The following is a 13,816-nucleotide window of genomic DNA, read 5'->3' as shown; positions in this document are numbered from 1 at the left end:
GCCCGGGGTGGGCAGTTGCGTCTTCCGGGACTTGAGCAGTTCCGGAAGCCCGCACGAAATCATCGCAGTGGACTACTGATGCACGTACATGGCGCTAGGCCACAGGCGGTGGAAGCGCGAATGCTATCCCCCGTCTATCGAGGGTGTCAATTTGATGGGAGTCAAACCGAGGCAGGCGGTCTCTTTGATCGCCTTCACAACACCGTTGTCAGCTGTGAAGCAGACCCAGCATGGCCTCGATCTCTGCGTCGTTGATCAGCCCGATGGGGTAACGCTTGGAGAGCATCTTTCGGAAATCGCCGCGTTGCTCCAGCGTCTGCGCGTCGTGCATACGCACCATCGGGATCCGGGTCGTCCGTAACCAGTCCGCCATCATCTGCCGTGCTTCACTGCTCGCAGAAAAACCTCGAGTCACTCGCAACTCATGACCTGCGTTCATAAGGACAACCTCTTATGTCGTGGACTGCGAAATCTACGGAGCTTTTGTTACAGATGGACGACCCCGCAAGGCATTACGCGCCGCCGGGATCCCATCTTCATCTGGCTGACTGCAAACCGTCCGCCCATAAAAAAGCCCATCGTCTGATGGGCTTGATAACAGCAAGAAGCGAACCAACTCAGCCGCGGTGGGGGGCCGGTTGCTGCTGCGTCAGGCAGTGAATGTTGCCGCCGCCCAGCAGCATTTCGCGGCCCGGGACCATGACCACCTCGTGTTCCGGGAACAGTTGCTGGAGGATTTTGCGGGCCGTGTCATCCATCGGATCGTCGAAACACGGAGCAATGATGCCGCCGTTGACGATCAGAAAGTTCACGTACGAACCGGCCAGGCGCACCGATGGGTTGCGCTCCTGACTGCCATGCACCTGATCCACGCCGGCGCACTCTTCTTCGGTGGCAAACAGCGGGCCCGGGATCGGCATTTTGTGCACGACAAACGGACGTCCTTTAGCGTCACGGGCATTTTCCAGCACCGCCATGGCCGCCTGGCAACGCGGGAAATTGGGGTCTTTCGGATCATCTGTCCAGGCGAGTAACACTTCACCGGGGCGCACGTAGCAGCAGAAGTTATCCACATGCCCGTCGGTCTCGTCGTTGTACAAACCGTCCGGCAGCCAGATGATTTTTTCGACCGACAAGTGATCGCGCAGCACGGCTTCGATGTCTTCGCGGGACAGGTGCGGGTTGCGGTTGCGATTGAGCAGGCATTCTTCGGTGGTGATCAGCGTCCCCTCGCCATCGACATGAATCGAGCCGCCTTCCAGCACAAACCCTTCGGTGACGTAGCGCGGGCAGCGCTCAATTTCCAGCACTTTGCTGGCGACCTGTTCATCCAGGTTCCATGGCGCGTACAGCCCGCCGTCAAAACCGCCCCAGGCATTGAAGCCCCAATTGACACCACGCACCTCGCCCGCGTCGTTGATGACGAATGTCGGGCCGCTATCGCGCACCCAGGCGTCGTTGCTGCTGAGCTCGACGACACGAATGTTGGGCACATTCAGTCGTGCGCGGGCGTTGTCGTACTGTGCAGCCGAGACGCCGACGGTGACAGGCTCGAAACGGGCGATGGCCTTGGCCACGGCAACGTGATCGTTCTGCACCGGCTTGCCGCCCAGACGCCAGTTATCAGGGCGCTCGGGCCAGATCATCCAGGTTTGCGTCTGCGGCGCCCACTCGGCAGGCATGTAGAAGCCATCGGCGCGTGGGGTGCTGTTGAGAGTGGTCACAGGTATCAGAGCTCCATGAAACGACGAGGGCGTCTACGGCAAAAGAAGACAGACGTTATAGACGATAAAAATCGGATTTAAAAACATTAATCACGCTTTCGGCGTCTGCCATGGCAGCTAACGCCGATATATATCGGCCAATTCCAAATGGGGAGAGTCAACTTAACCCTCTAACTCACTCAGCACCTTCGACACGCTGTCGACAAAGAAGTCCACGCTCCGGCGGCTGGTCACCATCGGCGGTTTGATCTTGAGGATATTCAGATAATCCCCCGTAGGTTGCATGAAGATCCCCAGCTCACGGAGACGATCACACAGGTAGGTCGTTTCCTCGGTTGCAGGCTCCAGCGTTTCGCGGTCGCGTACCAGTTCTAGCCCCAGATAGAAGCCCGAGCCGTGAACGGCGCCGGCCAGCGGATGTTTGTCGATCAGCGCCAGCAGGCGCTCCTTGAAATAGCCGCCCACCACGCGGGCGTTTTCCCACAGCTTTTCTTCTTCCATGACGTCGAGCACTGCCATGCCGATGCGGCAACTCACCGGGCTGCCGCCGGACGACGAAAAGAAATAGCCCTCGGCTTCCAGCGCTTCGGCGATCTCGCGACGGGTGATGACGGCGCCGAGGGGATGACCGTTGCCCATGCCTTTGGCCATGCTAATGATATCGGGCACTACTCCCTGCTCCTCAAAGCCCCAGAAGCAGTGACCGAGACGGCCATAACCCACCTGCACTTCATCGGCGATGCACACGCCGCCCTGGGCGCGAACTTTGTCGTACACCTGCTGCAAGTAACCCGGCGGCAGCGAGATTCCGCCGGCGTTGCCGTACACCGGTTCGCAGATGAAGCCCGCCACTTGCCGACCTTGCTCCTTTAGCGCGGTCAAGTGCGCGTCGACGCTGCGCAGGTAGAACGGCGTGCTGTCCGCGCCACGAAACTCGCCCCGATAGGTATTCGGCGCGACCACCGGATGCACCCAGTCCGGCCGCGTGCTCAGCGCTTGCGGGTTGTCGGCGATGGATGTCGAGATGGCATCGGTCGCCACCGACCAGCCGTGATAAGCCTCCAGCACGCTCAAGACATCGCGCCCGCCGCTGTAGGCCCAGGCCAGACGAATCGCCAGATCATTCGCCTCGGTGCCGCTGTTCACCAGAAACACCCGATCCATCCCGGCAGGCGCCAGCTTCAGCAGCCGTTCGGAAAACTCGGCAATCGCCGCGTAATGAAAGCGTGAGTTGGTGTTGAGCAGCGACCATTGCCGCGCGGCAACCTGGGCCATGCGCGGGTGGCCGTGACCGAGCACCGCGACGTTGTTGAGCATGTCCAGGTAAGAACGGCCCTGCATGTCGATCAGGTGGTTGCGCCAGCCGCGCTCGATCTGCGGCGGGGCCTGGTAATAATGCTTTTGCGAACGGGCAAAACTGGCATCGCGACGGGCAAGCAGCGCAGCAGAATCTGCCAACGCAGGCGCATCGCAATCGAAACCCAGCAGCCCCTTGGGTGACGGGCACAACGCACGCCAGGCGGCTGCCCGCGAAGGCGTAGTGAACAGCGGCGGGCTCACATTCGGCTCCGAACACAGCTGCACGATCAACGCGCCGCCGCCCTGCCCGATCACGTCGCCCGCGCCGAACTCGACGCCGGCGTCAAAATCAGAGCGCACGCCCCACAGACGCAGGTTCACTTCGGCGCCCACCAACTGCAACGCGCCGTCGGCCGTGTGACGCAGGCTGCCGGCAAACGGCGCATGAACAGCGGTCCCGTGGGGGATTTGCAATTCGGTATGCAGTGCGAAGGTGTCCGGCTCTTTTGCACTGTCTGGCAGCGTGCGGGACAGCCGGTATTCGCCATAGCGACTGGCGGCCAGCCCGTGGCGTTGAGCGGCGTCTTTCAGCAATCGCTCGTCGATGCCGCTGTGTTCCCAATTGCCCGCTACGAAATGCTCACTGAGCACACCCAAATCGAGGAGGGTAAAGGCCTGCCCGCTCAAGCTCGGCAACAGCGGCGAGAACGGCTCGGCCTCTTCGTCCACTTCCCATTCACCCACCGCGTCAATAATCGCCGCTTCCATCAGCGCAATCGGCACGGAGGTGGCGACATCGAAGATGTTCCACTCGCTGGCCAGATTGGCCTGGATATAACCGTTGTCCGGCTCGATGCTCGCCTGTTGCTCGCTGCTCAAGACCAGCACGGCCGAGCGCGCAACGATCAACGGCCAAAGCGCCAGCAGCTCCTCGCTCTGAAGCGGGTTGATCTGGTGATAGGCCTGAATGGCGGGCAGGATGAAAAACGGATCGCCCCCGGCGTGGTGCAGCAGCGCGGCGCAGGTCACCGAGAGATCGGCGATGCGCCACGTGCTAACCAGATCACCGAAGTCGATCAGCCCTTGAAGCTGCCACTGGCGATGGGCATCCCGGGCCCAGACCACGTTGTACTCGGTGATGTCCATGTGAATCGCCTGCACCGGCAGCGACGCCACTAGCGGCAGCAAATAGGCCTGGGCCTGCTCGGCGGCCTCGGCGATGCAGGAGCGCTTATCGGCATCGGCAATGACCGGGAGCAGGTGCTCGATCAACGCGAAGGCGTGTCGCGGGTCCCACTGCAACACACGGTCCAGGCCTGGGTGCTCGAACCCGGCCAGCGCTGCATCGACTCGGGCGCAGAGCTGCGCCAATCCGGTCACGATGTGCCGGTTCAAATGCGCCACATGGGCCAGTGATTGCCCGTCGATAAACTCCAGAAGGCGCAGGTGCACGGCATTCCCATTGTGCTCGACGGACAGCAAATCCTCGCCCTTCAGCGCCGGCAGTACTGCCGGCACGCGCACCTGCGGCTCTCTACTCAAATGCCGCAGCGCTGCGTGTTGCGCGGCAAGCTCAGTGACCGAGTAAGCACCGTGGCAGATCTTCAGTACGAACCGTCGCCCGTCAGCGCAGTCCAGCAGGAAGTTTCGGTCCTGATGGCTGCCCAGCTCTTTCAACGTGCCCGACAGCCCGTAATGCGTCGCCAGCCATTCGGCGGCCTGCGCGGCGTCAACGTCCGGGCATGGCAGGCTGGAGCGGCGAATCAAGGTGTCGAGCGACATGGAGGGAGTCCTGAGGGATAGAAGTGCGCAAACAATATCGCCAGTTGCGCGACCGTTAATCAACCCCGCGTCATTTGCCAATAAAGAAATACGTTGAAAGACCGATAGATAAGGCAGGCGTTAAGTCCGTGAAACACCTGCGGCGGTTTTATGGCGCTAATTGCGATGGGCCATCAATTAATATCATCGCTTGTCGGTGGATTGCTCCTTGCGCCGGTCAGCAAGGCCCCACAAGCTATGCTCCATCGCCCTACGTCTATATCGTCTTACGTCTTTCCAGGGAAGAAGGTTTATCCATGCGAATACTTGTTACCGGTGGCGCCGGCTTCATTGGCTCTGCGCTGATCCGTCATCTGATCAACAACACCGATCACGACGTCCTCAATTTCGACAAGCTGACCTACGCAGGGAATCTTGAGTCGCTGCGGGGCATTGCCACGAACACTCGGTATGAGTTCGTGCAAGAAGACATCGTTGACCAGGCTGCAGTCAGCAAAGTCCTGGCGCGCTTCAAGCCCGACGCGATCATGCACCTGGCGGCTGAATCCCACGTTGACCGTTCGATTGACGGCCCGTCGGAGTTCATTCAGACCAACATCGTCGGCACCTACAGCCTGCTGGAGGCGACCCGCAGCTACTGGCTGACCTTGCCCGAAGCCGAGCGCGCAGCCTTCCGCTTCCATCACATCTCCACGGACGAAGTGTATGGCGATCTGCATGGCGTGGACGACCTGTTCACCGAAACCACGCCCTATGCGCCAAGCTCGCCGTATTCGGCCAGCAAAGCGGCGTCGGACCATCTGGTTCGCGCCTGGCAACGCACCTACGGGCTGCCAGTGGTTGTCACCAACTGCTCGAACAACTACGGCCCGTTCCACTTCCCCGAGAAGCTCATCCCGCTGGTGATTCTCAACGCCTTGGCCGGGAAGCCGCTGCCGGTGTACGGCAATGGCTTGCAGGTGCGTGACTGGCTGTTCGTCGAAGACCACGCCCGCGCACTGCTCAAGGTGGTGACCGAGGGCAAGGTCGGCGAGACCTACAACATTGGCGGCCACAATGAACAAAAGAACATCGATGTCGTGCGCGGCATCTGCGCGCTGCTCGAAGAGCTGGCGCCGGAACAGCGCAAAGGCGTGGCCCACTACGCGGACCTGATCACCTACGTGACCGACCGCCCGGGCCATGACATGCGCTACGCCATCGACGCCAGCAAGATCGAACGCGAACTGGGCTGGACGCCGGAAGAGACATTCGAATCCGGTCTGCGCAAAACCGTGCAGTGGTATCTCGACAATCTTGAATGGTGCCGCAACGTGCAAGACGGCAGTTATCAGGGCGAACGCCTGGGCACCAACGTGAAGGAACTGATCGCATGACTAAAGGAATTGTACTGGCCGGCGGCTCGGGCACGCGCCTGCACCCGATCACCCTCGGGGTCTCCAAACAGCTGTTGCCGATCTACGACAAGCCGATGATCTACTACCCGATCTCGGTGCTGATGCTGGCCGGGATCAAGGACATCCTGGTCATCTCGACGCCGCTGGACCTGCCGCAATACCGGGCGCTGCTGGGTGACGGCAGTCAGTTCGGCGTGCGCTTTCATTACGAAGAGCAGCCCAAGCCGGACGGCCTCGCGCAGGCATTCCTGATTGGCGAAGAGTTCATCGGCGATGACTCGGTGTGCCTGATTCTCGGCGACAACATCTTCCACGGTCAGCACTTCAGCGAGCAGCTCAAGCGTGCGGCGGACAACACCTCCGGCGCGACCGTGTTCGGCTACTGGGTCAAGGATCCGGAGCGTTTCGGCGTGATCGACTTCGACGAGCACGGCCACGCGCTGTCCATCGAAGAGAAGCCCAAGGCGCCGAAATCCAGCTACGCCGTGACCGGTCTGTATTTCTACGACAACGAAGTCATTCAGATCGCCAAGGACGTCAAGCCGTCCCCGCGCGGCGAGCTGGAGATCACCGACGTCAACAACGCCTATCTCAAGCGCGGCGACCTGCGCGTCGAACGTTTCGGCCGCGGCTTCGCCTGGCTCGACACGGGCACTCATGACAGCCTGCTGGACGCGTCGCAATACGTGCAGACCATCGAGCACCGTCAGGGCCTGAAAGTCGCGTGCCTGGAAGAGATTGCCTACCAGAACGGCTGGATCGACCGCGCTCACCTGTTGAACAGGGCTGACTATTTCGGCAAGACCGGCTACGGTCAGTACCTGTTCAAGATCGCAGGGGAAAGTCAGTGAAAGTGGTTGCCAGCAAGTTGCCTGAAGTCCTCATCATCGAACCCAAGGTGTTCGGCGATGAGCGTGGCTTCTTCTACGAAAGTTTCAACGCCCGGGCCTTTGCCGAGGCCACCGGCGTCGCCGATCAGTTCGTGCAGGACAATCACTCGCGCTCGCAAAAAGGCGTCCTGCGCGGGCTGCATTACCAGATCGACAACCCGCAGGGCAAACTGGTGCGCGTGACCGTTGGCCGCGTGCTGGACATCGCTGTCGACATCCGTCGCAGTTCGCCGCAGTTCGGCCAGTGGTTCGGTCTGGAGCTGTCTGCCGAGAACGCTCGTCAGCTATGGATTCCCAAGGGTTTCGCCCATGGCTTCGTGGTGTTGAGCGACTACGCAGAATTCCTCTACAAGACCACCGACTACTACACGCCGTCGGCCGAGCGCTGCATTCGCTGGGACGATCCTGAGTTGGGCATCGACTGGGGCTTGAGTGAAGCGCCTCAATTGTCGGCCAAGGATCAGGTCGGCAAGCTCCTGAAAGACGCGGACCTGTTTCCATGAGTGCGCCGCTGCGGATTCTGATCAGCGGGCAACAGGGCCAGGTGTCCCAGGCGCTGCAGCAACGCCTGCAGAACATGGGCGAGCTGATCGTGCTGGGCCGTGATCAGCTGGATTTGAGTCAGCCGGAATCCATCCGCCCGGTGGTTCGCGATATCAAGCCGGACCTGATCATCAACGCCGCCGCGCACACGGCAGTGGATCAGGCCGAAAGCGAGCCGGACCTGGCCTTCGCCATCAACGCGACGTCCCCCGGGGTGTTCGCTGAAGAAGCGGCAGCCATGGGCATTCCGCTGATCCACTACTCCACCGATTACGTGTTCGATGGCAGCAAGGATGGCGCGTGGGTTGAGTCCGACGCGCCGAATCCGCTGGGCGTTTACGGCAGCAGCAAGCTGGCGGGCGAGCGGGCCATCGCTGCAGCGGGCGGGCAGCATCTGATTTTGCGCACGAGCTGGGTTTACTCCCTGACCGGGCGCAACTTTCTGCTGACCATGCAGCGCTTGCTGCAGGAGCGCGAGAAGCTGTCGATCGTTGCGGACCAGATCGGCGCACCCACTTGGGCCGGTACCATCGCCGCCAGCACCGCTGCGCTGATTGAACGCTGGCGTGACGGGGCGCCAGGTGCCTGGGGTGTTTATCACCTGACCGCCAGCGGCGAGACGTCGTGGTTCGGGTTCGCTGAAGCCATTGGTCAGCAATTGATCAACAGCGGCAAACCCTGCGCGACGCTTGAGCCGATTGCTTCCAGCGCTTACCCGACGCCGGCCGCACGCCCGCTTAATTCGCGCCTGGATTGCAGCCTGTTGCAGAGAGAATGGGGCGTCAGCCAGCCCGACTGGCACGATGCGTTGCTGGAGTGCTTAGCGCAGCAGCGGTAGGCATAATGGGCCGACTCGATGTTGAGCGGCTGCGGAATAATGATTCATCCGCAGCCGCGCTACACCGCAACGAACCCACCGGCGATTCCATGATCAGCACTAACGCCCTTCCCCGCCGTCCCCGCTGGCGCAGCCTTGCCCTGCTGGCGCTGATCCTCGCCCCGCTGTTGTGGCCACTCGAACGCCTGGCCGAACACTATTACCGCAATGAGCTGCTGAGCCAGAATCGCCAGACCCTCGACCTGTACGTCGCCAACCTGCTGGGCACGCTGCACCGCTATGAAGTCCTGCCGCAGATTCTTGGCGACCTGCCCGGCCTGCGCGCCATGCTGGCGAACCCCCAGGACAAGCACGCCCAGGCCCAGGCCAACGTGCTGCTGATGAACACCGCCCGGCAGACCGGCGCCGAGGTGATCTACCTGATGGCCCCGAACGGCGACACCCTCGCTGCGTCAAACTGGGACAAGCGCGACAGCTTCGTTGGCCGCAACTTCGCCTTCCGCCCGTATTTCAGCAACGCCATGGCCGGCAACCTTGGCCGCTTCTTCGGCTTGGGCACAACGTCAGCCAAACGCGGGTACTTCTTCGCTGCCGCTGTGCGCGATGGCGAGACCGTGATCGGCGTGCTGGTGGTCAAAGTCGACCTGGACCTCACCGAGACGTTGTGGGGCAAGACGCCGGAGCAGTTGCTCGTCACCGACCACAACGGCGTGGTGATCCTGACCTCCAACCCCGCCTGGCGTTTCCGCGCCACGCGCCCGCTCAGCGAGGAAGAAAAGCAGGCCATCGTCGCCATCCAGCCCTACCCGACCCGCGATCCGCGCCCGCTGCAGCTGGATGAAAACGGCTGGCTTAAGCAGACCCAGCAGATCGACGAGACCGGCTGGAGCGTGAACATCCTCGCACCCCAGATGCTGGTGTCGAGGCCGGTGCGGACGGTGGTTGCCATTGGCGGTGGTGCGTTGCTGGTGCTGATACTCCTGCTTGGGCTGATGATGCAGCGCCGGCGGCATTATCTGGATCGCATCAACTTCGAGGCCAAGGCGCGCCGTGAACTGGAAGTGCGCGTCGCCGAGCGGACCTGTGACCTGGAAGGCGTCAACCAGCGGTTGCGCCAGGAAGTCCTCGAACGCGAGCAGGCGCAGCAGGAACTGTTTCGCGCCCAGGACGAACTGGTTCAGGCCGGCAAGCTGTCGGCGCTGGGCACGATGTCGGCGAGCATCAGCCATGAACTCAATCAGCCACTGGCCGCGATTCGCAGTTACGCCGAAAACGCCGAAGTGCTGCTCGACCATCAGCGTACGGAGGACGCCCGCGGCAACCTCAAGCTGATCAGCGAACTCACCGGACGCATGGCGTCGATCATTGCGCACCTGCGCGCCTTCGCCCGGCGCGACCGCCATGCACCTGAAAGCGTGGCGTTGCAGCCGGCGCTGGACGATGCGCTGGCCCTGCTCGCCAAGCGTCGACGCGGAATGGAGGTGGAGCTGATTCGTGACCTGCCCGCCGCGACCTTGTGGGTACAGGCCGGTGAGACGCGCCTGCGTCAGGTGCTGGGCAATCTGCTGGCGAATGCGCTGGACGCCCTCACCGAAAAAGGCCCGCCGCGCAAGTTGTGGATCAGCGCCGAGTACAACGCCGAAGGCGTCAATCTGTTCATCCGCGACAACGGCCCCGGGTTTTCACAAGAGGCACTGGAACACGCCCGCGAGCCGTTCTTCACCACCAAGACGCGCACTCAGGGCCTCGGACTGGGGCTGGCGATCTGCGATACGCTGATGCGCGCACTGGGCGGGGAGTTGCTGTTTGCCAATCACCCGGAAGGCGGCGCGCTGCTGACGTTGCGCATGCGCACCGGCGCCTCGGGCGTCAACCTTCAACCGTCTGAGGACTTATCTGCATGAGCATCGACGCCATCGACAGCCGCATTCAGGTGGTGCTGATCGACGACGACCCGCACCTGCGCCAGGCCCTGAGCCAGACGCTGGACCTCGCCGGTCTGAAAATCCTGCCGCTGAGCGACGCCAAAGGCCTGCAAGCGCGCATCGAGCGCGACTGGCCGGGGGTGATCGTCAGCGACATTCGCATGCCGGGGATTGACGGCCTCGAACTGCTCAATCAGCTCCACGTCCAGGATCCGGAGTTGCCGGTGCTGTTGATCACCGGCCACGGCGACGTGCCGCTCGCGGTGCAGGCCATGCGCGCGGGCGCCTACGATTTTCTGGAAAAACCCTTCGCCAGCGACGCACTGCTCGACAGCGTGCGGCGCGCCCTGGCGCTGCGCCGGCTGGTGCTGGACAACCGCAGCCTGCGCCTTGAGCTGAGCGACCGTCAGCAATTGAGCACTCGACTGGTGGGGTTGTCCGCCCCCATCCAGCGCCTGCGCGATCAGATCGGCGCGCTGGCCGCGACCAAGGCCGACGTGTTGATTCTTGGCGAAACCGGCGCCGGCAAGGAAGTGGTCGCCCGCGCGCTGCACGATTTGTCCAACCGCCGTAACGGTCCGTTTGTGGCCATCAATGCGGGGGCGCTGGCCGAGTCGGTGGTGGAAAGCGAGCTGTTCGGCCACGAATCGGGGGCTTTTACCGGCGCGCAAAAGCGTCGCATCGGCAAGTTCGAATTCGCCAATGGCGGCACGCTGTTTCTTGATGAAATCGAAAGCATGAGCATGGACGTTCAGGTCAAGCTGCTGCGCTTGCTGCAAGAGCGCGTGGTCGAGCGCCTGGGCGGCAACCAGCAGATCCCGCTGGACATCCGGGTGATCGCGGCGACCAAGGAGGACCTGCGCCAGGCGGCGGATCAGGGACGGTTCCGGGCCGACTTGTATTACCGCCTCAACGTCGCGCCGTTGCGCATTCCGCCGTTGCGCGAGCGTGGCGAAGACGCGTTGGTGCTGTTCCAGCATTTCGCCGACACCGCCAGTTTGCGCCACGGCCTGCCACGCCACGAATTGCAGCCGGGGCACCGGGCGCTGCTGCTGCGTCACACCTGGCCGGGCAACGTGCGCGAACTGCAGAACGCCGCCGAGCGTTTCGCCTTGGGCCTTGAGCTGGAACTGGAAGGCGCCGCGCAGCCGGATCTGGTGGCGTCCAATGGCGGCCTGAGCGAGCAGGTCGAAGCGTTTGAACGGGCGTTGATTGCCGCCGAACTGACCCGCCCGCACAGCTCGGTCCGCAGCCTCGCCGAAGCCTTGGGCCTGCCCCGCAAAACCCTGCACGACAAACTGCGCAAGCACGGGCTGACCTTCAACGGTGCGGGGTCCGACGACAATGAATGATCGGGACTGCTTGTCCGCTGAAGGCCTGGAAACGGTGCTGCACCGGGACATTCCCCTCACCCGTGAGATGGGCATCAAGGTGCTGGGCTGGCGAGACCACCAGCTCCGCCTGCACCTGCCGCTGGCACCTAACGTCAATCACAAGAACACCTTGTTCGGCGGTAGCCTGTACTGCGGTGCGGTACTGGCGGGCTGGGGCTGGTTGTATTTGCGGCTCAAGGAAGTCGGGATCGACGACGGGCACATCGTGATCCAGGACGGCCAGATCAGTTATCCCCTGCCGGTCACTCGCGATGGCGTCGCCATTTGCGACGCACCGGATGAAGCGAACTGGGAGAAATTTCTGAAGCTCTACCAACGCCGCGGCCGCGCGCGACTGGCGCTGCACACCTGGATCGTGGCTGATGGATCTGAAGAAACGGCTGTGGAGTTCGTCGGGCAGTTCGTGCTGCATCGCTGAACACATCCTTCCACCTGTAGGAGCGTGGCTTGTCCCGCGATCGATCGCAAAGCGGTCGCAAATCCGATCGGTGCAATTCGCTCTGGAAAACCCAGCGCTGCATCTGCGACGACTGCGTCGCCGATCGCGGGACAAGCCACGCTCCTACGAGGGAACCGAAAGCTTCAGGTCAGCGCCAGCGCCAGCAACGCGCCACGCCACGTGGCTTCCCCCGGCAGCGCCAGGAAGAACGAATTCAGCAACGTCTCGCGCGCCGGATAATCGAAGGTCGTGCCGTCCAGGTTCAATACCACGCCGCCCGCGCCTTCCACCACACCTTGTGCAGCAGCGGTGTCCCACTGAGACGTCGGCGCCAGACGCGGGTAGCAATCTGCTGCCCCTTCGGCCAGCAGGCAAAACTTCAGCGAGCTGCCGATGTTGGTCAGTTGCAGCTCACCCACCACATCCGACAAACCGGCCAGCAACCTCTGTTGCTCGGGGCTGGAGTGACGACGGCTGGCGACCACCGTGAACGCTTCCCCCGCGCCCGGTTCACTGCGCACGCTGATCGGCGCCAGATGCTGCGCGTCGTCACTGCGCCACGCACCCAGCCCGGCGCCACCGAAATAGCAGCGGTTATTGGTCGGCATCGACACCACGCCAAACACCACGCGACCGTTCTCGATCAGCGCCACGTTGACGGTAAACTCTTCGCTGCCGGCAATGAATTCCTTGGTGCCGTCCAGCGGGTCCACCAGCCACCAGCGTTGCCACTGGCTGCGTTCGCTCAACGGGATGTTCGCGTCCTCTTCGGACAGGATATGAATGCTCGGGTCCAGCGCCTTGAGGCCCGCCACCAACAGCTCATGGGCCGCCAGGTCAGCGGCCGTGACAGGCGAGTCATCCGATTTGACCGTAACCTCCACGCCGGAGCGCCAGAACGGCAGAATGACTTCGCCGGCCTGGCGGCAAAGCTCAATGACGGGGGCAAGCAGCGGGTGCGGCAAATGGGCGAATGTCGGGTTCATGGCAAGAAATCACCCCGTTCGGCCAGCAGATCGCGGGCAAGGTACAACGCAGCCAGCGCGCGCCCTTCGGTGAACTGCGGGTTCTGAACCAGACTGGAAAGCTCACGCAGATTGACCTTGTCCACGCGCATCGGCTCAGGCTCGTCGCCGGGCAGCGTTTCCTCATACAAATCGGTGGCCAGTACGACCTGGATTTTCTGGCTCATGTAGCCCGGCGAAAGCGACAGCTCGGTCAGATGCACCAAGGTACGCGCGCCATAACCGGCTTCTTCCTTGAGTTCGCGATTGGCGGCGGCAAGGACGTCTTCGCCCGGTTCGATCAACCCTTTGGGCAGCGACAGCTCGTACTGGTCAGTGCCGCCGCAGTACTCCTCGACGAGTACGGCGTGATCTGCATCAAGCATGGCCACGATCATCACCGCGCCGTAGCCACTGCCGCTGCCGACCAGCCGCTCGTAGGTACGCTCGACGCCGTTGGAAAAGCGCAACTGCACTTCTTCAACGCGGAACAGACGGCTGCTCGCGACGATTTCGCGAGAGAGGACGGTAGGTTTCTGCTGCATGACGAGCTCCTTGGCGTAGACGGGTTACTATACCGT

The 13,816-nt window shown here is 62.4% G+C and carries 12 protein-coding genes; 7 read left to right on the top strand and 5 right to left on the bottom strand.

Translation table 11 applies throughout. The features are described from left to right. Nucleotides 1-208 precede the first annotated feature (208 nt). The 3 genes from ACQKEN_RS01270 to ACQKEN_RS01260 form a co-directional block, all read right to left on the bottom strand. The gene (locus ACQKEN_RS01270; protein ID WP_427683087.1) at nt 209-337 is read right to left on the bottom strand and encodes a hypothetical protein; all 129 of its coding nucleotides are present in this window, start codon (nt 335-337) and stop codon (nt 209-211) included. 280 nt (nt 338-617) lie between these two features. Continuing rightward, entirely contained in the window at nt 618-1,724 is a 1,107-nt protein-coding gene (aguA, locus tag ACQKEN_RS01265) for an agmatine deiminase (RefSeq protein ID WP_133773629.1), read from the bottom strand. A 162-nt stretch (nt 1,725-1,886) separates the two neighbouring features. After that, nucleotides 1,887-4,805, bottom strand: a complete 2,919-nt coding sequence (locus ACQKEN_RS01260; protein ID WP_427683085.1) for an aminotransferase — start codon at nt 4,803-4,805, stop codon at nt 1,887-1,889. Between the two features lie 296 nt (nt 4,806-5,101). Between ACQKEN_RS01260 and rfbB the strand changes: the two genes are divergently transcribed. From rfbB to ACQKEN_RS01225, 7 genes are all read left to right on the top strand, one after another. Then, on the top strand, nt 5,102-6,181 hold the full coding sequence (gene rfbB / locus ACQKEN_RS01255) for a dTDP-glucose 4,6-dehydratase (RefSeq protein ID WP_133773633.1): 1,080 nt from the start codon (nt 5,102-5,104) through the stop codon (nt 6,179-6,181). After that, a complete protein-coding gene (gene rfbA / locus ACQKEN_RS01250) occupies nt 6,178-7,053 on the top strand; it encodes a glucose-1-phosphate thymidylyltransferase RfbA (protein WP_192171323.1) in 876 nt (291 codons plus the stop codon). The genes rfbB and rfbA overlap by 4 nt, the downstream gene beginning before the upstream one ends. Further along, entirely contained in the window at nt 7,050-7,595 is a 546-nt protein-coding gene (gene rfbC, locus ACQKEN_RS01245) for a dTDP-4-dehydrorhamnose 3,5-epimerase (protein ID WP_427683082.1), read from the top strand. Before rfbA ends, rfbC begins: the two co-directional genes overlap by 4 nt. Continuing rightward, a complete protein-coding gene (gene rfbD, locus ACQKEN_RS01240; protein WP_427683080.1) occupies nt 7,592-8,473 on the top strand; it encodes a dTDP-4-dehydrorhamnose reductase in 882 nt (293 codons plus the stop codon). The genes rfbC and rfbD overlap by 4 nt, the downstream gene beginning before the upstream one ends. Before the next feature lie 89 nt (nt 8,474-8,562). Further along, nucleotides 8,563-10,377 carry a sensor histidine kinase gene (locus ACQKEN_RS01235; protein ID WP_427683078.1) on the top strand — a complete coding sequence of 605 codons (1,815 nt, stop codon included), beginning with the start codon at nt 8,563-8,565 and terminating at the stop codon, nt 10,375-10,377. After that, complete coding sequence (locus ACQKEN_RS01230) at nt 10,374-11,750, top strand: sigma-54-dependent transcriptional regulator (protein ID WP_427683077.1); 1,377 nt, start codon at nt 10,374-10,376, stop codon at nt 11,748-11,750. Before ACQKEN_RS01235 ends, ACQKEN_RS01230 begins: the two co-directional genes overlap by 4 nt. Further along, nucleotides 11,743-12,210 (top strand): YiiD C-terminal domain-containing protein, encoded by a 468-nt coding sequence (locus tag ACQKEN_RS01225; protein ID WP_427683075.1) that lies wholly within the window; start codon nt 11,743-11,745, stop codon nt 12,208-12,210. The genes ACQKEN_RS01230 and ACQKEN_RS01225 overlap by 8 nt, the downstream gene beginning before the upstream one ends. Nucleotides 12,211-12,374: 164 nt before the next feature. Here ACQKEN_RS01225 and cysQ read toward each other — a convergent pair whose 3' ends face one another. Both cysQ and nudE read right to left on the bottom strand, forming a co-directional pair. Further along, nucleotides 12,375-13,217 (bottom strand): 3'(2'),5'-bisphosphate nucleotidase CysQ, encoded by an 843-nt coding sequence (gene cysQ / locus ACQKEN_RS01220; RefSeq protein ID WP_427683073.1) that lies wholly within the window; start codon nt 13,215-13,217, stop codon nt 12,375-12,377. Continuing rightward, nucleotides 13,214-13,780: an ADP compounds hydrolase NudE gene (gene nudE / locus ACQKEN_RS01215; protein ID WP_122623475.1), complete on the bottom strand. Its 567-nt coding sequence runs from the start codon at nt 13,778-13,780 to the stop codon at nt 13,214-13,216. The genes cysQ and nudE overlap by 4 nt, the downstream gene beginning before the upstream one ends. Nucleotides 13,781-13,816 lie beyond the last annotated feature (36 nt).

Source organism: Pseudomonas sp. NPDC078416 (assembly GCF_050268485.1).
Classification (GTDB): Bacteria; Pseudomonadota; Gammaproteobacteria; order Pseudomonadales; family Pseudomonadaceae; genus Aquipseudomonas.
This window is presented reverse-complemented; position numbering and strand designations above follow the sequence as displayed.